Raw genomic sequence first — 17,735 nt, forward strand, 5'->3', positions numbered from 1 at the left:
CGAAGTAAGCATGCGCGGCGATGCGTCGCGCGCATGGCCCATGTGCGATATGCAAGGAGCCTCATGGACACCCGATGGCTGCAGGACTTCATCACGCTTTCCGAGGTGCGCAATTTCACGCGCGCCGCGGAGGCGCGCAATCTTTCGCAGGCCGCGTTCAGCCGCCGCATCCAGAGCCTGGAGAACTGGGTGGGCGCGCGCCTGATCGACCGCTCCGCCTTCCCGACCCAGCTCACCGAGGCCGGCGAGCGCTTTCGCGACGCGGCGATAGAGCTGGTCAACCAGCTGGCCGAGGCCCGCGCCGGCATCGCCGGCGTGCCGGCCCAGAACCAGCTGCGGCTGGCGACTTCCTACGCGCTGGCCACCACCCACCTGCCGAAATGGTGGCGTGCCTGGAGCGACGGCCGCGTGCTCAGCTGCAGCCTGCAGACCGGCAACGTGCACGACACCGTCTCCGCCTTCACCTCGGGCGCGGCGGACTTCCTCATCTGCTTTCACCAGGTGGCCCAGCCGCTGCCGCTGGACCCGGCGCGCTACGACTGCCTGACGCTGGGCCGCGAGCTGATCCGGCCGTACGCCGCCCGCGCGCTGGTCGAGCGCACCGGGCTGGACTTGCCCGGCGCCGCGGCCAGTCCGGTGCCGCTGCTGATGTATTCGGCCAATGTGTATTTCGCGCGCCTGATCGATGCCGCCATCGAGGCGGCCGCGCAGCCGCTGCACGGCGTGCGGGTGTTCGAGGCCGAGATGTCGGACGTGCTGGGCGACATGGCCGCCCAGGAGCTGGGCGTGGCCTGGCTGGCCGACAGCGCGCTGCAGCGCCTGGCCGGCGCCGACCTCGTGCCCCTGCCCAACCGCGGCTGGGACATCGAGGTGTCCATCCTGGCCTACAAGGACCGCGCCGACACGCGCGCGGCGGCGCAGCAGCTATGGGACCGCATGCGGGCCTCGGCTCAGCCGGCGTAGCCCTGCAGCACGTTGGCCACGTTCACGCCCACTTCGGCCACGGCGTAGCCGCCTTCCAGCGTGAACACGGCCGGCAGGCCCAGTCCGGCCAGCAGGCGGCCGACTTCCAGGTAGTCCTCGCTGCGCAGCTTGAAGCGCGAGATCGGGTCGCCTTCATAGGTGTCCACGCCCAGGGCCACCACCAGCGCGTCCGCCCCGAAGGCGCGGACCGCGTCCAGGCCCTGTTGCAGCGCCTGCGTCCAGCCGGCGAAGCCGGTGCCGGCGGGCAGCGGCAGGTTCAGGTTGCATTGCGCGCCCGCGCCCTGGCCGCGCTCGTCGGCGTAGCCCAGGTAGAACGGATATTCCGTGGTCGGATCGCCATGCACCGACACGGTCAGCACGTCGCCGCGTTCGTAGAAAATGGTCTGGGTGCCGTTGCCGTGGTGGTAGTCCACGTCCACCACGGCGACGCGCGCGGCGCCGGCCTCGCGCAGCGCCTGCGCGGCCAGCGCCGCGTTGTTCAGGAAGCAGTAGCCGCCGAAGAAATCCGGGCCGGCGTGGTGGCCGGGCGGCCGCGTGAGCGCCATGGCCGCGCGCGGTCCGCCGGCGGCCGTCACCGCGCGCGCGGCGTCGATGGCGCAGGCGGCGCCGGCCAGCGCGGCCTCCCAGGTGCCGGCGGTCAGCGGACAGCCGCTGTCGAACGAAAACAGGCCGACCCGGGCCGCGAAGTTGGTGGGCGACACATCGTGGCGGAAACCCCGCACCGGCCAGATCGACGGCAGCACGTCGAATTCGGCGTTGGCCGGGTCCAGCGCAATCCATTCCTGCCAGGCGCCGGCCAGGAAATCCAGGTAGCGCGGGGCGTGCACGCGCCCGATCAGGTCCATGTCCGGCGCCGACGGCGCGCGCAGCTCGCCGATGCCCCGCTGGCGCAGCGCCTGCAGCACGTACTCCTGGCGCGCCGGGGTTTCATGGCAGGGCACCAGCCTGCCGCGGAACATTTCGTGGCGGCCGGCATGTTTGTGATGGACGGGGTTATGGAAAATCAGCACGGCGAGGCGGTCCTGTTCGATGGCGATGCGCCACTATAGCGGGCGCCGTGCCCGGGCGGCAGCGGCAGAGGCGTTTCGTCCTCGCCGCTGCGCCGCGACCACGAGGTCGCGCGCGCCGTGCCGTCGGAGCACACCGTGTATTCCTCGATACCGAAATTGTCCGCGGCGTAGCGGCAGGCCACGGCGAAGGCGGGGCGGGCCGGGTCGAAAACCGGATTGACGAAGCCGCGGCAGGGGCTGGCGGCGCTGTCGGGATGCCGCAGCTCGCGGAATCTTCCCTCGCCGGGCCGGTACAGGAAGATGCGGGCGTGGACCTGGCCGCTGCCGCCGCTCTGGCCGACGACGAAATCGCGGTAGCCGTCGTGGTCCACGTCCACGTCCTGGAACTGGTCGACTTCCTCGTCGCCGCCGAAGTCCGCCAGTGCCTGCCGCGGACCCTTGCCGGCGCGCACGCTCAGTTGCTGCCGCGGCAGGTCGGCGATGCTCACCACCGCGGGCAGGCCGGGGGCGATCTCGTACGGGTAGTCGCGGGCGCAGGCGTTCTGGGCGATCGCGGCCAGCACGGCTCCCAGCAATATGGTTTTCATGTGGCTATCCTCGGCGCCGGCAGGCGTGCCGGGCATTATGCCGCAGGCGGCCGAGGGTTTACGAGCCGCGCGCGATCGTGGGTAGAATTCCGGAAAGGCCAGACACGGAGCGCGCCCGCGCCATGAATTTTCCGTTTCCCATCCGCCAAGAATGCCCGCCGGGCGCCTGTGTGTGCGACCGCGAGCGGCTGCTGGCCGATCCGGTCGCGGACATCCGCGTGCTGCGCCTGACCCGGGAAGAGGAAAAGCGCCTGGTGGCGCGACTGGAAAACCTGGCCAGCCTGGAGGACCTGCGGGCCATGCAGGGACGCATGCAGGCGCAGCTGGGCATCGTGGTCACGATCATCCCCAGCGACAACGAAGTGCGCACCTCGCGCGGCATCGCCATCCAGCTCGACGACCAGCCGGGCCTGTGCCGCAAGACGCGCGCCGCCATCCCGGCGGCCATCCGCCGCAGCTTCGACACCCGTCCTGAAATCGTTTATGCGCTGCTGAACGAGCGCGACCTGCTGCACGGTACTTGAGGGGCGGCCAGGGCCGCCATCTTCCCCGCTACCTGCACACCTCCAGCGGCACCACCTCCGCCGGCGCGCGGCCGGCTTCGGGCTGCAAGGGATCGGGCTTCTTGCCCGGCCGCGCGGGATAGACCAGCAGGACGGCGCTGCCCGCCTCCAGCGCGGGGCCGGACTTGGCGCCATAGGCCACGGTCCAGCCGCGCACGGCCAGCGGCGCCAGCGTATAGGGCAGGGCGGAGCCGGGGGAAACGTGCGCCACCTTGCCCGCGTACAGGGTTTCGCGGCGCGTTTCGGCGCCCTGTTCGGAAACATAGGTCGAGATGCTGGCCAGCGCGACGGAATCCCCGCGGCGGCCCAGCACGGCGGTCTTGTATTTGCCGGCCGGGATGTCATCGAGCGTGGCGCCGATGGTGTCGCTGGCCTGTCCGCTGGCGTTCAGGCGCACGCCGGCGACGTCGGCGCGCGGCAGCGCGGCGCTGCCCGTGTTGCGCACCCGCACGCTGTATTCCCCGGCGACGCCGGCCACCGTGCACACCGCCACGCCGTAGGCCGGCGCGGCCCGGGCGGCGCCGGCCGCGGCGACGGCGCACAGCGCCGCCAGAAACGGGAACAGGGTGGGGGTGCGGACTGCGAACACGGCGGGCTCCTTTGCGGGGCAGCGCGCCGGGGCGGCCGCGTTGCCTGCCCTATTACACCACTTGACGGCCGGCGGGCGCGGCCTGTTCGCGCTTGCCCGCCAGCCAATGCAGGATCAGCGCCACCACCAGCAGGCCGGCCATGATGAAGCCCCAGAAGATCCAGCCCAGGACCGAGATCAGCGTGCCCAGGCTGCCGGCCATGGGCAGCACCTGGTTCAGGCCCTGCGCGGCCCAGACCAGCGCGGATTGCAGGCCTTGCAGCCAGGCCGGGTCGACCCAGGCGGCCGCCCACGCGGGCGCGACCCACTGCGAGGTGTCGAGCGCGGCGCCCGGCACCTGCGCCGAGGCCACCGAGGCCAGCACCCAGTCGGTCAGCTGCAGGGTCAGCGCCACCAGCCCGGTCCAGAGTGCGGCGAGCACGGCAAAGGCGAGCCAGATGATTTTTTTCATTGAAGTGGTACTCCGATATTTCAAGGGAAAGCCACGATAAAGCCGATTCTATTTCTAAAAAACCAGCGCCTATGTGACAAACGTTAAGAAAAAACCGAAGTCCGGGCATGCGTCAGCACGGCCTGCACCAGCGGATGGTGCTGGCCCCGGCGGTTGCGGATGGCGTGGATTTCCTCGTGCACGTCGTCGCAGCGGGCCAGCGGCCGCAGGCCGCGCAGCAGTCCGATATCGCCGCCGCCCAGCCGGCTGAGCGGAAACACCCCCAGGCCGCGGGCGGCGAATACCGACATGAGCGCGCTGTCCTCGAACTCCCCGACCACGTTGGGGTGGACGCCCTGTTCGCCGAACCAGCGGTCCAGCGTCTGGCGCAGCACCGAATGACCGGTCGGCAGCAGCACCGGCAGGCGCTCCAGGCAGCGCGGGAAATCGCGCGCATCGGCCTTGCGTACCCATTTGGCCGGTCCATACCAGTCCACCGGCGAGGACACCAGCCGGTCGCTGGTCAGGCGCAGGTTGGGGTTGGCCGGCGCACCCTGGCCCGCCAGCACCAGGTCCAGGTGGTGCTGGGCCAGTTCTCCCAGCAATTCCTGGACCTCGCCCTCGTGGCAGGTCAGGCGCAGGTCCGGCGTGTGCAGCACCGGTCCCAGCAGCGCATGGGCGGCCAGCTTGGAAATGCCGTCCGACAGGCCGACCGCCAGCCGCATCACCGGCTTGGTGGCGGCGGCGCGCACTTCCTGAGGCAGGGCGTGGCCGATCTGGAAGATCTCTTCGGCGCGCGCGAAGGCGGCCTGGCCGGCGTCGGTCAGCGCCACGCCGCGCCCGGCCGGCTTGAGCAGCTGGTGGCCCAGGCTTTTCTCCAGTTCCCGGACCTGCGCGCTGATGGTCTGTATGGCCATGTCCAGCCTTTCGGCCGCGCGCGAAAAGCCGCCTTCCTTGGCGACCATCCAGAAGTAATAAAGGTGGCGGTAGTTCAGCATGGGGTCGGGATCGCTTCGGTTTTTTCGAACCATAACTCACTTTCAGGCTGATTTTTACGGAAGCGCGCGATCCGGATCATGAGGGCCTTCGAACACGAGCGGGACATTATGGAAACCCTACTGACCTTTCTGGCCGCCGATTTCCTCGGCACCCCCACCTGGAGCTGGCTGCTCTTCATCGGCATCGTGGTGTCGCTCCTGGCCTTCGACCTCGGCGTGCTGCACAAGGAAGACCGCGAGATCGGCGTGCGCGAGAGCCTGCTGCTGTCGGCCGGCTACATCAGCGCGGCGCTGCTTTTCGGCGCCTGGGTCTGGTGGCAGATGGGCGCGGCCAGCGGCATGGCCTACTACACCGGCTTCATGATCGAGAAGTCGCTGTCCATGGACAACGTCTTCGTCATCGCGCTGATCTTCAGCTTTTTCGCGATCCCGCGCCAGTACCAGCATCGCGTGCTGTTCTGGGGCATCCTGGGCGTGATCGTGCTGCGCGCCACCATGATCGGCCTGGGCGCCGCGCTGGTCAGCAATTTCGGCTGGCTGCTGTACCTGTTCGGCGCTTTCCTGGTGTTCACCGGCATCAAGATGTGGATGATCGCCGACCAGACGCCGGACATCGCGTCCAATCCCATCCTCAAGTTCCTCAAGCGCCACATGCGCGTGACCGACGGCCTGCGCGGCAACGCGTTCTGGGTGCGCGAAGTGGACCCGGCGACTTCCAGGCCGGTGCGCTGGGCCACGCCGCTCCTGCTGGCGCTGGTGCTGATCGAGTTCGTGGACCTGCTGTTCGCGGTGGACTCGGTGCCGGCGATCTTCGCGATCACGACCGATCCGTTCATCGTGTACACCAGCAACATCTTCGCCATCCTGGGCCTGCGCGCGCTGTACTTCGCGCTGGCGGCGATGATCCACCGCTTCCACTACCTGAAGTACGCGCTGGCCCTGGTGCTGGTGTTCATCGGGACCAAGATCTTCCTGGTCGGCTTCATCGGCAAGGTGCCGGCCGTGGTGTCCCTGTCGGTGACCTTCGGCCTGATCGCGGGCGGCGTGCTGTTCTCGCTGTGGAAGACGCGCGGCGAACGCGGCAAGGCCGAACTGGCGGCCGAGTAAACCCGGGCGCGGCGAGGCCGCCATATCCGCCGGATATGGCGGCCTCGCCCATCCGGGATTTGTCGGCGGCAGGCGGCAGGCGTAGAGTGGCCAGGAGTCTTTCCACCGTCGGGAACCGCCATGAACACCTGGTCAGCAAAGCAATACTCCGCCTTCGAGAACGAGCGCACCCGTCCGGTGCGCGACCTGGTCGCCGCCTTGCCCAACCTGCAGGCGCAGCGGGCGGTGGACCTGGGCTGCGGCCCGGGCAACTCCACCGAGGTGCTGGCCGCGCGCTACCCCGACGCCGAGCTGAGCGGCATGGACAATTCCGAGGACATGCTGCAGGCCGCCCGCAAGCGCCTGCCCGCGCTGCAGTTCGAACTGGCCGATATCGCCACCTGGGACCCGCCGCAGGCCTACGACGTGATCCTGGCCAACGCTTCGCTGCAGTGGGTGCCGGACCACGCCACGCTGTATCCGCGCCTGCTCGGCAAGCTGGCCCCGGGCGGCAGCCTGGCGGTGCAGACGCCGGACAACATGGAAGAGCCGGCCCATCGCCTGGCGCGCCAGGTCGCCGGCGAAGCTCCGTGGGCGGCCAGCATCGGAGGCTTCAAGCATCCCCCGCGGCATAGCGCGGCCTGGTACTACGAACTGCTCAAGCCGCATTGCGGCCGGCTGGACGTGTGGCGCACCACCTACCACCACCCGCTGGCGGGCGCGGCGGCCGTGGTGGAGTGGTTCAAGGGCACGGCGCTGCGCCCCTACCTGGACAGGCTGGACGACGCCGGGCAGGCCGGCTTCCTGGCCCGCTATCAATCGCTGATCGAAGAGGCCTACCCGGCGCTGGCCGACGGCACGGTGCTGCTGCCGTTCCCGCGGCTGTTCATCGTGGCGACGGCGCGCGAAGGCTGAGCGCGGGCCGGCCCTTCATTCCTGGCGCGCCTTGTCCTTCCACAGCCGCACCAGCGTGTCGGGCGCCTCGCTTTCCGGCACGTCGAAGCTGACGTCCGCGACCTCGGCGCCGCGGTAAAGCACTTCCACATGGAAATAGCGCTGGTCGCCGCCACCGCCGGCGTCGCGCGCGACGGCCACGGGCGCGGCGCGTTCCAGCGCGTCGCAGGCTTCCTGGCGCACGTCGGGCGGGCAGGTGGCGAGGTCTATGGTGCGCGGCCGCGCCAGGCCCGGCAGATATGCCAGGCCGCCCTGGCGCGTGAGGCGCACCAGGTGGGCAAGGTCCAGCGGCGGCAGTTCGATCATGTCTGCACTCCCACGGCCTGCCAGGCCTGAGCGACGGCATTGCGCACCGCGGCGTCGTGGTTCTGCGCGACCTGCAGCGTCAGCGCGGCGAACTGCTTGAAGTCGGCGTCGTGGCGCAGCCGCTCGTCGCGCAGCGCGTCGTACCAGACGCGGCCCGCGCCGGCCCAGGCGGGGCCGTCCAGGGCCGTGGCGGCGAGGTAAAAGGCGCGATTCGGGATGCCGGAATTGATGTGCACGCCGCCGTTGTCGTCGGGCGTGTCCACGTAGTTGTCCATGTGGGCGGGCTGCGGGTCCTTGCCCAGCGCCGGATCGTCGTAGGCGCTGCCGGGCTCGGCCATGGAGCGCAGCGCTTTTGCGCGCACCTTGTCGGTGAAGAGGCCGGCGCCGATCAGCCAGTCGGCCTGGCGCGCGTCCTGGCCCAGGGCGTATTGCTTGACCAGCGAACCGAAGACGTCGCACAGCGATTCGTTCAGCGCGCCCGACTGGCCCTGGTAGAGCAGGGCGGCCTCGGCGTCGATCACGCCATGGGTGAGTTCGTGGCCGATGATGTCGGGCGCCAGCGTGAAGCGGTTGAACACTTCGCCGTCGCCGTCGCCGAACACCATTTGCGCGCCGTTCCAGAAGGCGTTGTCGTAGTCTTCGCCGTAATGCACGGTGCCGATCAGCGGCAGCCCCTGGCCGTCGATGGAATGGCGCTGGTAGACCTCCCAGAAGAATTTGTAGGTCGCGCCCAGGTACTCGTAGGCTTCGTCCACCGCCGCGTCGCCGGTGGCGGGGCGGCCCTCGGCGCGCACCAGCTTGCCGGGCAGGGTGGTGCTGTTGCCGGCGTCGTGCACGGACCGCTGCGGCTTGCCGGCGGGACCCGCGCGCGCGCCCGGCGCCGGCTTGGCGCGGGGCGGCTGCACCGCCATTTCGCGCAGGCTGCGCTGTTGCTGGTCGATGATCAGCGTCTTCACGGCGGGCATGCTGACCCGGGCGTCGGCGTGCTGCGCCAGGCGGTCCAGCATGAAGGGGGGAATCACACCGATCAGGGGCGCGGACTGGGAAGGTCGTGGCATGCGCGGTCTCCGTCTTGAGCGCCGGACCGGGGCCGCGGCGCGTAGGTCAGGGTCTAAGCCAGACAACGGTAGCAGATGGGCCGGCCGCAGGGACGTAACAGGTTGCGGCCTGATGCTAGGAACTTTACCGGGCGTAGAAGGGGCGCGGCGCAACAATCGTCACAATTCGGCGCGGCGCGGACTTCCGCTAGAATCCGGTGCTTCTTTTCCGGGGGGGACGCTCGATGAGGTATTTCCTGATCTTGGTGGGAGCGGCTGTCGTCGCTTACTTGCTGGCGCGGGGCATAGCCGCCGTGCTCTCGGACCGTAAACGTTCAAAAACAGAAAGGGATTCGAAGTGAAGCCGACAGACATGCAAGTGGTCAAATCGATAGGCGCGGTCAAGCCGCGCAGCCTCAAGGTGGCGGCGATCGCGGCGGTGCTGTTCCTGCTGATCCTGTTCCTGGCCTTCGATTCGTGGTTCCAGGTGGACCAGGGCGAGCGCGGCGTGGTGCTGCGCAACGGCAAGCTGGTGCGCGTTTCCGAGCCCGGCCTGGATTTCAAGACGCCGTTCATCGACAACGTGATGATGGTGTCGGTGCGCGACCACACGTTCGTGTTCGAAAAGCTGGAGGCCTACAGCTATGACCAGCAGCCGGCGACGCTGCGGGTGTCGGTGACCTATCGCGTGCCGCCCGAGCACGTGGCCGAGCTGTATTCGGAGTACGGCACCATCAGCAATCTGCAGATGCGGGTGCTGGAACGCAAGACGCCGGACTCGGTGAAGAACGTGTTCGGCCAGTACACGGCCGTGCGCGCCATCCAGGAACGCCAGAAGCTGGGCCTGGACGTGAACGAGTCCGTGCGCAAGACCATGGAAGGCGCGCCGGTGCAGGTGGTGGGCGTGCAGATCGAGGAAGTGGGCTTTTCGCAGGCCTATGAACATTCCATCGAGCAGCGCATGCTGGCCCAGGTGCAGATCGAGACGACCCGCCAGCAAAAGGAAACGGCGACCATCAACGCCGAGATCCAGGTGGTCAAGGCCAAGGCCGAGGCCGACGCGCGCCGCCAGCAGTTCACCGCCGAGGCCGACGGCATCCGCATGCGCGGCGAGGCCGAGGCCGCCGCGATCCGCGCCAAGGCCGAGGCGCTGGCCGCCAACACCAATCTGGTGAGCCTGAACGCCGTGGAAAAGTGGGACGGCGTGCTGCCGGCCACGCAGGTTCCGGGCGCGGCCCTGCCGTTCATCGGCATCAAGTAAGCATCGGCGTCGGGCGTTTCCGTCCGATTTTCGCCACACCGGCCGCGGGGTTCTCCCGCGGCCGTCCCCAAGCTAGGGGATATCCCTCTGTCAAGAATGGCAAAGCCGGCGCATCGTGGTGTCACGAGCCGCCGTGGGCGGCGATACGATAGCCACGATCCCGCGGGGTCGATAAGCTTCAGCAACAAGGAGACGGGGATGTCTCAAATGGAATGGACGCCCGGCGATACGCTGCCGGACCGTCACGGCTATTACGAAACGCGGTTCGACACCGGATACACCGCGATCACGCTGTACAGCGTGCTGGGCTGGATGCCGGCCAAGGCCAGCGGCACCATGATCAGCTGGCGCGCGCTGCCGCCGGAGGCCGAGCGGCAGGAGGCCGAAAGGCACATCGAGGCGTTGCGGGCCGCGCAATGCCACGTGCCGATGGACTACTAGGGCCGGCCGCGCGCCGCGGCTGAAGTATGCTTACGCGCTTGTTCCGCTTATTTCCGGCTGGCCCCGATGACTGATTTTCCCTTTGACGCCGTGCTGTTCGACTGCGACGGCGTCCTGGTCGATTCCGAACCCATTACCTGCCGCGTGCTGACCCAGATGCTCAACGAGCTGGGCTGGGACATCGCGCACGACGAAACCATGCGCATCTTCACCGGCAAGGCCGTGAAGGACGAACTGCCGCTGATCCAGGCGCGCACCGGCGCCGCGCTCGGCCCGGAATGGTTCGCCGAATTCCGCCAGCGGCGCAACGACGCGCTGGACCTGGAATTGCTGGAAATCCCCGGCGCGCCGGACGCCGTGCGCGCCCTGCACGGGGCGCTGGGCGGACGCATCGCGGTCGCCTCGGGCGCCGACCGCCGCAAGGTGGAGCTGCAGCTGGCCAAGGTGGGCATCGCCGACTGCTTCGACGGACGCGTGTTCAGCGGCCACGAAATGCCGCGCAGCAAGCCGCATCCGGACGTGTACCTGGCCGCCGCCGAGGCGCTCGGCGTGGACCCGCGGCGCTGCGCGGTCGTGGAAGACACGGTGACCGGCGCGACCGCCGGGGTGGCCGCCGGCGCCACGGTGTTCGGCTACAGCCCGAGCGCCAACGGCCATAGCGGCGCCGAGGCGCTGCGCGGCGTGGGCGTGGCGCAGGTGTTCACCGACATGGCGCAGCTGCCGGCGCTGCTGGCCGACTGGGGCCGGCGCGCGGCCTGAGCGCTCAGCGCGCCTGGTTGGCGTACTGCCCGCCGCCGTCCAGGTCGATCACCGTGCCGCTCAGGTAGCCGGCGCGGGGCGAGGCCCCGAAGACGATCATGTCGGCCACTTCCGCGGGCTCCATCAGACGGCCGAAGGGCAGGTCCGTCAGCGTTTCCTGCCAGCGGCTTTCATCGCCCCAGCGGGCCTGCGCGCGCTGCTGCGCCAGCGTCAGCACGCGGTCGGTGCGGGTGCGCGAGGGATTCACGCCGAAGACCCGCACGCCGTGGCGCGGCGCCTCGCCGCCCAGCGCGCGGGTGAAGGCGATCAGCGAGGCATTGGCCGCCGCGCCGCAGATGTAGTCGGCGCGGGGGGCCGAGCCGGCCATGCCGATGATGTTGGCGATGACGCCCGCGCCGGCCGCGCGCATGCGCGGATAGTAGTGGCGCGCCAGGTCGATGTAGCCGTGCACTTTCAGGTCCCAGCCGGCGCGCCAGCGCTCGTCCTGCACCTGTTCCAGCGCGCCGCCCGGCACCGCGCCGGCGTTGTTCACCAGGATGTCGACGTCTCCGGCCATCTCGGTCAGGCGCTGCGCCGCGCCCGTCTGCGCCAGGTCCAGCGTGTGCGCCTGCACCGGCTTGCCGGTGTGCTCGCCGATGGCCTCGGAGGCGGCGCGCAGCGCGGCGTCGTCGCGTGCCACCAGTATGGGTTGCGCGCCTTCGCGCGCGAACGCGATGGCGCAGGCCAGCCCGATGCCCTTGGAAGCGCCCGTGATGAGCACGCGTTTACCGCCCAGCTGCAGATCCATGTAGTCCTCCGCCCGATACGCGCCCGCGGCATTGCGGGACACCTGTCGGTTGTAAACCAGTTGGGCCGGGCATGCCAGCGCGCGCGCCGCCTGCTATGCTGCCTGCATCGAGGCCCACGAGGAGGCGGCGATGTCTGAAGTCTGGCTGGAAATCTGGTCCGCGGCGCGCAGCGAATTCTCCGACATCCCGGATGTGACCGAGGCCACGCGCATCGTGCTGCGGCTGGGCATGGCGGTGCTGCTGGGCGGCCTGCTGGGCTACGAGCGCGAGCGCAGCGGCAAGGCGGCGGGCCTGCGCACCCACATGCTGGTGGCGCTGGGCGCCGCCATTTTCGTGCTGGTGCCGCTGCAGGGCGGCATGGCGGTGGGCGACCTCAGCCGCGTGCTGCAAGGCGTGATCGCCGGCATCGGCTTTCTGGGCGCGGGCGCCATCATCAAGCTCGGCTCGGAGCGCGAAATCCACGGCCTGACCACGTCGGCCGGCATCTGGATGACGGCCGCCATCGGCGTGGCCGCGGGCATGGGGCGCGAGGCCACCGCCGTGCTCAGCACGCTGCTGGCCCTGTTCGTGCTGGCGGTGCTGCGCCGGGTCGAAGCGCGCATCTCGTCCAGGCACGAGAAGCGCGTGATCTCCTCGGGCTCCGAATAGGCGCGCCTCAGTTGCCGCCGGACACTTCGATGAACGAGCCGCTGGTGTAGCCGGCTTCGTCGGAGAACAGCCACATCACCGCGCCGGCGACTTCCTCCACCGTGCCGCCGCGGCGCAGCGGGATCGCGCTCTTGAGCCGGTCGACCCGGCCCGGCTCGCCGCCGCTGGCGTGCATGTCGGTGTAGATGGTGCCGGGGCGCACGCCGTTGACGCGTATGCCCTCGGGCGCGACTTCCTTGGACAGGCCTATCGTCATGGTGTCCAGCGCGCCCTTGGACGCGGCGTAGTCCACGTATTCGTTGGGCGAGCCCAGGCGCGCGGCGGCCGAGGACACGTTGACGATGGCGCCGCCCGGGCCGCCGTGGCGTGTGGACATGCGGCGCACGGCCTCGCGCGCGCACAGGAAGGCGCCGATCACGTTGGTGGCCAGCACGCGCTGCAGGCGCTCGGCGCTCATGGCCTCCACGCGCATCTGCTGCTCCAGGATGCCGGCGTTGTTCACCAGCGCGTCGATGCGGCCGAGTTCGTCGTCCAGCGCCTGGAACATGCGCAGCACCTGCGCCTCCTGCGAGACGTCGGCCTGCAGCGCGACGGCGCGTCCGCCCTCGGCGCGGATGGCGTCCACCACCGCCTGGGCCGCGCCGGCCTGGGCATGGTAGTTGACGCCCACCGCGTAGCCGCGGCGCGCGGCCAGTCTGGCGATGGCGGCGCCGATACCGCGGCTGCCGCCGGTGACGAGCATGACTTTGGACATGGCTTTCTCCTGGTCGTATCCGGTGCTGCGGCTATGCTAACCGCAAGTTCAGTCGGCCTCGCGCAGCAGCCGCACGCCGACCAGCGGGTAGCGGGTCTGCTGCGTATTCCAGTTGCGGAACGAGGCGCGCGTGTACAGCGCCCAGGTGTGCCACGAGCCGCCGCGCCGCACGCGCACGTTGCCGCTGTCCGGGCCTTGCGGATCGTCCGTCGGGGATAGCGCGTAGTAGTCCTCGCCATACCAGTCCGCCACCCATTCCCAGGCGTTGCCGTGCATGTCGTACAGGCCGAAGGCGTTGGGCGCGTAGCTGGCCGCCGGCGCGGTGAAGGCGTGGCCGTCGCCGCGGACCGAGGCGAACGCGGCCCATTGCGGCCAGCGCGGCGCGGCCTGCGCGTCGAAGCCGTTGCCGATCTCGGGCATGGCGGCGGGATCGTCGCCGTTCTGGTAGCGCGTGCGCGCGCCGGCGCGGCAGGCGTATTCCCATTCGGCCTCGGTGGGCAGGCGGTAGGTCCGGCCTTCCTGCTGGGTGAGCCAGCGGGCCAGCGCCACGGCGTCGTTCCAGCTGATGTTCACGACCGGATGGTCGTCGCCCTGCGCGAAGCCAGGATTGCGCCAGGAATAGCGGCGGTCGCGGCCTTCGAAGGCGTCGCCGCTTTCCGAGCGGGCGGGATCGTATTGCGGGTTGTAGCCGTAGCCGCCGGTGCCGTCGGCCTCGGATTCCGCCACGTAGCCCGAGGCCTCGATGAAGCGGCGGAACTGCCCCACCGTGACCTCGGTGCGCTGCAGGTAGAACGGGCGCGTGATGCGCACGGTGTGCACCGGCGCCTCGTCGGACAGCTGGGCGTAGCGGTCGGGCGGGTACTGCGGATAGGCGCGCGCCAGCGCCTCGGGCGTTTCGTCGCTGCCCATCTGGAAGCTGCCTGCCGGGATGCGCACGAACGTCATGCCCAGCGAGTTCTCGACCTGCGCCGCGGGCGGGGCGGCGGCCCAGGCGCAGGCGGGGATCAGGGTGCAAAGCAGGGCCAGTAGGGATCGCATGGGCGTGGGGCTCGGCGGGGAGGTGCGCAATGGTAGAGCGGCCGCGGCGCGCCGGCCAGCCGCGGACAACCCTCATGCCGCGCCGGCGGGCTCAGCCCGCCTTGCGGATGGTGAAGTTGATGCGGAGGCTGCCCAGCCGCGGGTGCGGCAGGTCCTGCATGGGCATGACGCCGTGGTAGCGCAGCCGGTCGACGCCGCCCCAGACCACCACGTCGCCGTGGAACAGCGTGGTGCGCGAGGTTTTGTCGCCGCGCGCCAGGCCGCCGAACAGGAACACGGCCGGCATGCCCAGCGATACCGACACGATGGGCGCGCCGTAGTCGCGCTCGTTGCGGTCCTGGTGCAGCGACAGGCGCGAGCCGGGTTCGTAGCGGTTCACCAGGCAGGCGTCCGGCGCGAAACCGGGAAAACCGGCTTCGGCGGCCGCGTCGCGGGCCAGTTCGGCGAAGGCCGCGGGCATGTCGGGCCAGGGCCGGCCCGACAGCGGATCGCGGCGGGTGTAGCGGTAGCCGTGGGCGTCGCTGGTCCAGCCCAGGCTGCCGCAGTTGGTCAGCGCCACCGACATGGTGTAGCCGCCCGGCGTCTGCATCTGCCGGAACGGCGCCTCGGCCGTCACGGCGTCGACGCCGGCGAGCAGGGCCTCGGCCCGCGCCAGCGCATAGCCGCGCAGCACCACCGACTGCGGGCCCAGCACGACGCGGCCGCCCTGCGCGGGCGCGTCGTCGGCGAAGAGGTCCAGGTTCGGGGCCATGCGCGCGCCTACAGCAGCGGCTCCAGCGGCAGCAGCGACACGAACCACACCGACACGCGCTGCCACAGCGTGGTGCCCGGTTCGGTATCGTGCCGCACGGTCTGGCCGTCGCGCTGTTCCAGCCAGTACAGGCCGCCCCGGTCGTCCAGGCAGACCCGGTAGGCCACCTTGGCCATGTCGCGGTCGAAGGATTCGGCGATGCGCCGCGCCAGCGTGGGGCTGTCGATGACGAAGCCCAGCTCGGTGTTCAGTCTGGCCGAGCGCGGGTCGAAGTTGAACGAGCCCACGAAGATACGGCGGCCGTCGACGGCGAAGGTCTTGGCGTGCAGGCTGGAGCCGGAACTGCCGAACGGCCCCACGCCCTTGCTGCGCTCCACGTCGCCGGCCATGCGCTTCATTTCGAACAGTTCCACGCCGCTGGCCAGCAGGTCCTTGCGGCGCTTGGCGTAGCCGGAATGCACCACCGCCACGTCGGTGGCTTCGAGCGCGTTGGTCAGCACCCTGACCTTGACGCCGCCCTGCGCCATCTGCGCGAACGCCTCCGTGCCGCTGGCCGTGGGCACGAAATAGGGCGACACCAGTTCCATGTCGGTGGCCGGCGCGCCGAGGATCTCGTGCAGCTGATGCGGCAGCATGGCTTCGGGCGGCGCGGTTCCCAGGGTCTTGCGGGGATCGTCGCTGACCATGCGCGTGTCGGCCCATTCCAGTTCCAGCCGGCCTTGCAGCAGATCCTGGATGAAGGGCAGCTCGCGCATGGCCTGGGCGTAGGCGGCGGCCTGGGGCGAGCGTTCGACGCTTGCGGCGGCCTGCGCCAGTTCCTCCAGCCTGCCGGGCTCCGGCCGCTTGAGCAGGCGGTCCACCGGATAGGCCGATTCGCTGGCCCAGTAGCGGTCGAAATCCGTGGAGACGTCGTTGACCGCCGCGCCGATGGCCAGCACGTCCAGGTCGGTGAACAGCACGTCGCTGGTCGCGCCGAAGTATTCGTCGCCGACGTTGCGCCCGCCGACGATGGTGGCCTGGTTGTCGGCGGTGAAGGACTTGTTGTGCATGCGGCGGTTCAGACGGCGGAATTCCGTCACGTAGCCCAGCGGCTTGGGCCAGCGCAGCACGAAGGGGTTGTACAGCCGCACCTCGATGTTGGGGTGGGCGTCCAGCGCGGCCAGCTCCTCGTCCAGCCCCGAGGTGCCGTTGTCGTCGAGCAGCAGCCGCACCCGCACGCCGCGGCCGGCGGCCTCGTGCAGGGCCTGCAGCAGCATGGTGCCCGTCATGTCCTTGTGCCAGATGTAGTACTGCACGTCCAGGCTGCGCTGGGCCGCGCGCGCCAGCATCATGCGCGCGGCGAAGGCGTCGTGCGCGTCGGCCAGCGGATGGATGCCGGACTTGCCGGGATGGGCGGCGGCCAGCGGCGCGATGCCGCGGCCCAGCGCGGTGTCTTGCGACGCCTCGGGCGTCAGGGCGCGGGATTCGCTGCGTTTGTCCAGGGAGGGCAGGCCGCAGCCGCTCAGAAAGCTCAGGCAGAGGGCGGTCATGATCAGGGGTTTGGCCAGGTGCATGCCCCGTATTGTGCCGAAATCGCGCGGCGGGCCCGCTCCGGTTCTTGACGGAATTCCTGATTTGAGAGAAATTCCCTAATATGGAAAATTCACCGATTGCCGACGCCGGGCTGGACCGGCGCATCGCCGCCCGGCTCAAGACGCTGCGCCAGGAGCGCGGCTGGTCGCTGGACGAACTCGCTGGCCGCGCCGGCGTCAGCCGCGCCACGCTGTCGCGGCTGGAGAACGCCGAGGTCAGCGCCACCGCCAGCGTGCTGGGCAAGCTGTGCGCGGCCTACGGCCTGACCATGTCGCGGCTGATGCTGATGGTCGAGGACGATTTCGCGCCGCTGGTGCCGCAGCAGGCGCAGGCCGTGTGGACGGACGAGAGCGCCGGTTTTCGCCGGCGCTCGGTGTCGCCGCCCGCGCAGCAGCTGGCCGGCGAAGTGCTGGCCTGCGAGCTGCAGGCCGGCGCGCGCATCGCCTACGAGCGCTCGCCGCGCCCGGGCCTGGAGCACCATCTGCTGATGCTGGAGGGCCGGCTGCACCTGACCGTGGACGGCCAGGCTTACCGCCTGGCTCCCGGCGACTGCCTGCGCTACCAGCTGTTCGGCGCCAGCGAATTCTCCACCCCGCCGGACGCCGGCGCCCGCTATCTGCTTTTCATCGTCTGAGGCCGCCATGCCCGAATCGACATATGACTTGACGCTGCTGCCGGCCGACGCCGCCGAGACCCTGCTGGCCGATCTGGCCGAGCTGCTACGCGCCTGCGTGCAGGACGGCGCCAGCGTCGGCTTCGTGCTGCCCTACGCGCCGGCCGATGCGCAGGCCTATTGGCGCGCCAAGGTGCTGCCGGGCGTCGCCGCCGGCACGCTGGCGCTGTGGGTGGCGCGCCTGGACGGGCGGGTCGCCGGATCGGTGCAGCTCGATTGCGACATGCCGCCCAACCAGCCCCACCGCGCCGAACTGCGCAAGCTGCTGGTGCATCCGGATTTCCGCCGCCGCGGCCTGGCGCGCGCGCTGCTGCGCGAGGCCGAGGCCATGGCGGCGCGGCGCGGCCGCAGCCTGATCACGCTGGATACGCGCACCGGCGACAAGGCGGAGCCGCTGTACGCTTCCGCGGGCTACCGGACGGCGGGCAGGATCCCGGGATTCAGCCGCGATCCGCGCGACCCGTCCAGGCTGGACGCCACCACGGTCATGTACAAGCAGCTGTGAC

The 17,735-nt window shown here is 70.1% G+C and carries 22 protein-coding genes; 10 read left to right on the forward strand and 12 right to left on the reverse strand.

The features are described from left to right. Positions 1 to 63: 63 nt before the first annotated feature. Positions 64 to 963 carry a LysR family transcriptional regulator gene (locus AC1M14_RS05080; protein ID WP_111825742.1) on the forward strand — a complete coding sequence of 300 codons (900 nt, stop codon included), beginning with the start codon at positions 64 to 66 and terminating at the stop codon, positions 961 to 963. On the opposite strand, the gene AC1M14_RS05085 is transcribed toward AC1M14_RS05080, so the two are convergent. After that, on the reverse strand, positions 951 to 1,994 hold the full coding sequence (locus AC1M14_RS05085; RefSeq protein ID WP_102773831.1) for a histone deacetylase family protein: 1,044 nt from the start codon (positions 1,992 to 1,994) through the stop codon (positions 951 to 953). The two genes, AC1M14_RS05080 and AC1M14_RS05085, sit on opposite strands and share 13 nt — an antisense overlap. Then, positions 1,988 to 2,581, reverse strand: coding sequence for a hypothetical protein (locus AC1M14_RS05090; protein WP_479731146.1), 594 nt, complete (start codon positions 2,579 to 2,581; stop codon positions 1,988 to 1,990). The genes AC1M14_RS05085 and AC1M14_RS05090 overlap by 7 nt, the downstream gene beginning before the upstream one ends. 122 nt (positions 2,582 to 2,703) lie before the next feature. On the opposite strand from AC1M14_RS05090, the gene AC1M14_RS05095 reads away from it, so the two are divergent. After that, the gene (locus tag AC1M14_RS05095) at positions 2,704 to 3,105 is read left to right on the forward strand and encodes a hypothetical protein (protein WP_102773829.1); all 402 of its coding nucleotides are present in this window, start codon (positions 2,704 to 2,706) and stop codon (positions 3,103 to 3,105) included. Positions 3,106 to 3,133: 28 nt separating this feature from the next. Here AC1M14_RS05095 and AC1M14_RS05100 read toward each other — a convergent pair whose 3' ends face one another. From AC1M14_RS05100 to AC1M14_RS05110, 3 genes are all read right to left on the reverse strand, one after another. Next, entirely contained in the window at positions 3,134 to 3,733 is a 600-nt protein-coding gene (locus tag AC1M14_RS05100) for a hypothetical protein (RefSeq protein WP_479731147.1), read from the reverse strand. A gap of 52 nt (positions 3,734 to 3,785) precedes the next feature. Next, a complete protein-coding gene (locus AC1M14_RS05105) occupies positions 3,786 to 4,184 on the reverse strand; it encodes a hypothetical protein (RefSeq protein ID WP_209165698.1) in 399 nt (132 codons plus the stop codon). 83 nt (positions 4,185 to 4,267) lie between these two features. After that, the gene (locus AC1M14_RS05110; RefSeq protein WP_102773827.1) at positions 4,268 to 5,161 is read right to left on the reverse strand and encodes a LysR family transcriptional regulator; all 894 of its coding nucleotides are present in this window, start codon (positions 5,159 to 5,161) and stop codon (positions 4,268 to 4,270) included. A gap of 108 nt (positions 5,162 to 5,269) precedes the next feature. On the opposite strand from AC1M14_RS05110, the gene AC1M14_RS05115 reads away from it, so the two are divergent. Further along, the gene (locus AC1M14_RS05115) at positions 5,270 to 6,268 is read left to right on the forward strand and encodes a TerC family protein (RefSeq protein WP_102773826.1); all 999 of its coding nucleotides are present in this window, start codon (positions 5,270 to 5,272) and stop codon (positions 6,266 to 6,268) included. A gap of 120 nt (positions 6,269 to 6,388) precedes the next feature. Beyond that, entirely contained in the window at positions 6,389 to 7,162 is a 774-nt protein-coding gene (tam, locus tag AC1M14_RS05120) for a trans-aconitate 2-methyltransferase (protein ID WP_102773825.1), read from the forward strand. Positions 7,163 to 7,177: 15 nt separating this feature from the next. Here tam and AC1M14_RS05125 read toward each other — a convergent pair whose 3' ends face one another. Then, the gene (locus tag AC1M14_RS05125; RefSeq protein WP_111825737.1) at positions 7,178 to 7,507 is read right to left on the reverse strand and encodes a protealysin inhibitor emfourin; all 330 of its coding nucleotides are present in this window, start codon (positions 7,505 to 7,507) and stop codon (positions 7,178 to 7,180) included. Then, complete coding sequence (locus tag AC1M14_RS05130; protein ID WP_479731148.1) at positions 7,504 to 8,565, reverse strand: M4 family metallopeptidase; 1,062 nt, start codon at positions 8,563 to 8,565, stop codon at positions 7,504 to 7,506. Before AC1M14_RS05130 ends, AC1M14_RS05125 begins: the two co-directional genes overlap by 4 nt. Before the next feature lie 352 nt (positions 8,566 to 8,917). Between AC1M14_RS05130 and AC1M14_RS05135 the strand changes: the two genes are divergently transcribed. The 3 genes from AC1M14_RS05135 (at position 8,918) to AC1M14_RS05145 (ending at position 11,005) form a co-directional block, all read left to right on the forward strand. Then, positions 8,918 to 9,805: a prohibitin family protein gene (locus AC1M14_RS05135; RefSeq protein WP_102773822.1), complete on the forward strand. Its 888-nt coding sequence runs from the start codon at positions 8,918 to 8,920 to the stop codon at positions 9,803 to 9,805. A 198-nt stretch (positions 9,806 to 10,003) separates the two neighbouring features. Then, positions 10,004 to 10,246: a hypothetical protein gene (locus AC1M14_RS05140; RefSeq protein WP_102773821.1), complete on the forward strand. Its 243-nt coding sequence runs from the start codon at positions 10,004 to 10,006 to the stop codon at positions 10,244 to 10,246. Positions 10,247 to 10,312: 66 nt separating this feature from the next. Beyond that, a complete protein-coding gene (locus tag AC1M14_RS05145) occupies positions 10,313 to 11,005 on the forward strand; it encodes an HAD family hydrolase (protein WP_102773820.1) in 693 nt (230 codons plus the stop codon). Between the two features lie 4 nt (positions 11,006 to 11,009). Here the strand turns inward: AC1M14_RS05145 and AC1M14_RS05150 are convergent, their stop codons facing one another. Beyond that, positions 11,010 to 11,792, reverse strand: coding sequence for an SDR family oxidoreductase (locus AC1M14_RS05150; protein ID WP_111826313.1), 783 nt, complete (start codon positions 11,790 to 11,792; stop codon positions 11,010 to 11,012). Positions 11,793 to 11,922: 130 nt separating this feature from the next. On the opposite strand from AC1M14_RS05150, the gene AC1M14_RS05155 reads away from it, so the two are divergent. Next, positions 11,923 to 12,441 carry an MgtC/SapB family protein gene (locus AC1M14_RS05155; protein ID WP_479731149.1) on the forward strand — a complete coding sequence of 173 codons (519 nt, stop codon included), beginning with the start codon at positions 11,923 to 11,925 and terminating at the stop codon, positions 12,439 to 12,441. Positions 12,442 to 12,448: 7 nt separating this feature from the next. Here AC1M14_RS05155 and AC1M14_RS05160 read toward each other — a convergent pair whose 3' ends face one another. From AC1M14_RS05160 to AC1M14_RS05175, 4 genes are all read right to left on the reverse strand, one after another. Continuing rightward, entirely contained in the window at positions 12,449 to 13,195 is a 747-nt protein-coding gene (locus AC1M14_RS05160) for an SDR family oxidoreductase (protein ID WP_102773817.1), read from the reverse strand. Positions 13,196 to 13,243: 48 nt separating this feature from the next. After that, entirely contained in the window at positions 13,244 to 14,233 is a 990-nt protein-coding gene (locus tag AC1M14_RS05165) for a formylglycine-generating enzyme family protein (RefSeq protein ID WP_479731150.1), read from the reverse strand. 91 nt (positions 14,234 to 14,324) lie between these two features. Beyond that, positions 14,325 to 14,984 carry a DNA oxidative demethylase AlkB gene (gene alkB, locus AC1M14_RS05170; protein ID WP_479731151.1) on the reverse strand — a complete coding sequence of 220 codons (660 nt, stop codon included), beginning with the start codon at positions 14,982 to 14,984 and terminating at the stop codon, positions 14,325 to 14,327. 8 nt (positions 14,985 to 14,992) lie between these two features. Beyond that, positions 14,993 to 16,537 carry a phospholipase D family protein gene (locus AC1M14_RS05175; protein ID WP_209165705.1) on the reverse strand — a complete coding sequence of 515 codons (1,545 nt, stop codon included), beginning with the start codon at positions 16,535 to 16,537 and terminating at the stop codon, positions 14,993 to 14,995. Between the two features lie 80 nt (positions 16,538 to 16,617). Between AC1M14_RS05175 and AC1M14_RS05180 the strand changes: the two genes are divergently transcribed. Both AC1M14_RS05180 and AC1M14_RS05185 read left to right on the forward strand, forming a co-directional pair. Then, the gene (locus tag AC1M14_RS05180) at positions 16,618 to 17,190 is read left to right on the forward strand and encodes a helix-turn-helix domain-containing protein (RefSeq protein ID WP_479731152.1); all 573 of its coding nucleotides are present in this window, start codon (positions 16,618 to 16,620) and stop codon (positions 17,188 to 17,190) included. A gap of 7 nt (positions 17,191 to 17,197) precedes the next feature. Next, entirely contained in the window at positions 17,198 to 17,734 is a 537-nt protein-coding gene (locus tag AC1M14_RS05185; protein WP_102773812.1) for a GNAT family N-acetyltransferase, read from the forward strand. Position 17,735 lies beyond the last annotated feature (1 nt).

It is taken from the genome of Achromobacter sp. SX5, from assembly GCF_056711425.1.

Bases quoted from the DNA above. Each gene is read 5' to 3' on its own strand.
- AC1M14_RS05180 (WP_479731152.1), top strand. From the start codon at position 16,618: ATGGAAAATTCACCGATTGCCGACGCCGGGCTGGACCGGCGCATCGCC.
- AC1M14_RS05150 (WP_111826313.1), bottom strand. From the start codon at position 11,792: ATGGATCTGCAGCTGGGCGGTAAACGCGTGCTCATCACGGGCGCTTCC.
- AC1M14_RS05155 (WP_479731149.1), top strand. From the start codon at position 11,923: ATGTCTGAAGTCTGGCTGGAAATCTGGTCCGCGGCGCGCAGCGAATTC.
- AC1M14_RS05185 (WP_102773812.1), top strand. From the start codon at position 17,198: ATGCCCGAATCGACATATGACTTGACGCTGCTGCCGGCCGACGCCGCC.
- AC1M14_RS05130 (WP_479731148.1), bottom strand. From the start codon at position 8,565: ATGCCACGACCTTCCCAGTCCGCGCCCCTGATCGGTGTGATTCCCCCC.
- AC1M14_RS05080 (WP_111825742.1), top strand. From the start codon at position 64: ATGGACACCCGATGGCTGCAGGACTTCATCACGCTTTCCGAGGTGCGC.
- AC1M14_RS05165 (WP_479731150.1), bottom strand. From the start codon at position 14,233: ATGCGATCCCTACTGGCCCTGCTTTGCACCCTGATCCCCGCCTGCGCC.
- AC1M14_RS05160 (WP_102773817.1), bottom strand. From the start codon at position 13,195: ATGTCCAAAGTCATGCTCGTCACCGGCGGCAGCCGCGGTATCGGCGCC.
- tam (WP_102773825.1), top strand. From the start codon at position 6,389: ATGAACACCTGGTCAGCAAAGCAATACTCCGCCTTCGAGAACGAGCGC.
- AC1M14_RS05135 (WP_102773822.1), top strand. From the start codon at position 8,918: ATGCAAGTGGTCAAATCGATAGGCGCGGTCAAGCCGCGCAGCCTCAAG.
- AC1M14_RS05175 (WP_209165705.1), bottom strand. From the start codon at position 16,537: ATGCACCTGGCCAAACCCCTGATCATGACCGCCCTCTGCCTGAGCTTT.
- AC1M14_RS05125 (WP_111825737.1), bottom strand. From the start codon at position 7,507: ATGATCGAACTGCCGCCGCTGGACCTTGCCCACCTGGTGCGCCTCACG.
- AC1M14_RS05140 (WP_102773821.1), top strand. From the start codon at position 10,004: ATGTCTCAAATGGAATGGACGCCCGGCGATACGCTGCCGGACCGTCAC.
- AC1M14_RS05105 (WP_209165698.1), bottom strand. From the start codon at position 4,184: ATGAAAAAAATCATCTGGCTCGCCTTTGCCGTGCTCGCCGCACTCTGG.
- AC1M14_RS05110 (WP_102773827.1), bottom strand. From the start codon at position 5,161: ATGCTGAACTACCGCCACCTTTATTACTTCTGGATGGTCGCCAAGGAA.
- AC1M14_RS05145 (WP_102773820.1), top strand. From the start codon at position 10,313: ATGACTGATTTTCCCTTTGACGCCGTGCTGTTCGACTGCGACGGCGTC.
- alkB (WP_479731151.1), bottom strand. From the start codon at position 14,984: ATGGCCCCGAACCTGGACCTCTTCGCCGACGACGCGCCCGCGCAGGGC.
- AC1M14_RS05090 (WP_479731146.1), bottom strand. From the start codon at position 2,581: ATGAAAACCATATTGCTGGGAGCCGTGCTGGCCGCGATCGCCCAGAAC.
- AC1M14_RS05095 (WP_102773829.1), top strand. From the start codon at position 2,704: ATGAATTTTCCGTTTCCCATCCGCCAAGAATGCCCGCCGGGCGCCTGT.
- AC1M14_RS05115 (WP_102773826.1), top strand. From the start codon at position 5,270: ATGGAAACCCTACTGACCTTTCTGGCCGCCGATTTCCTCGGCACCCCC.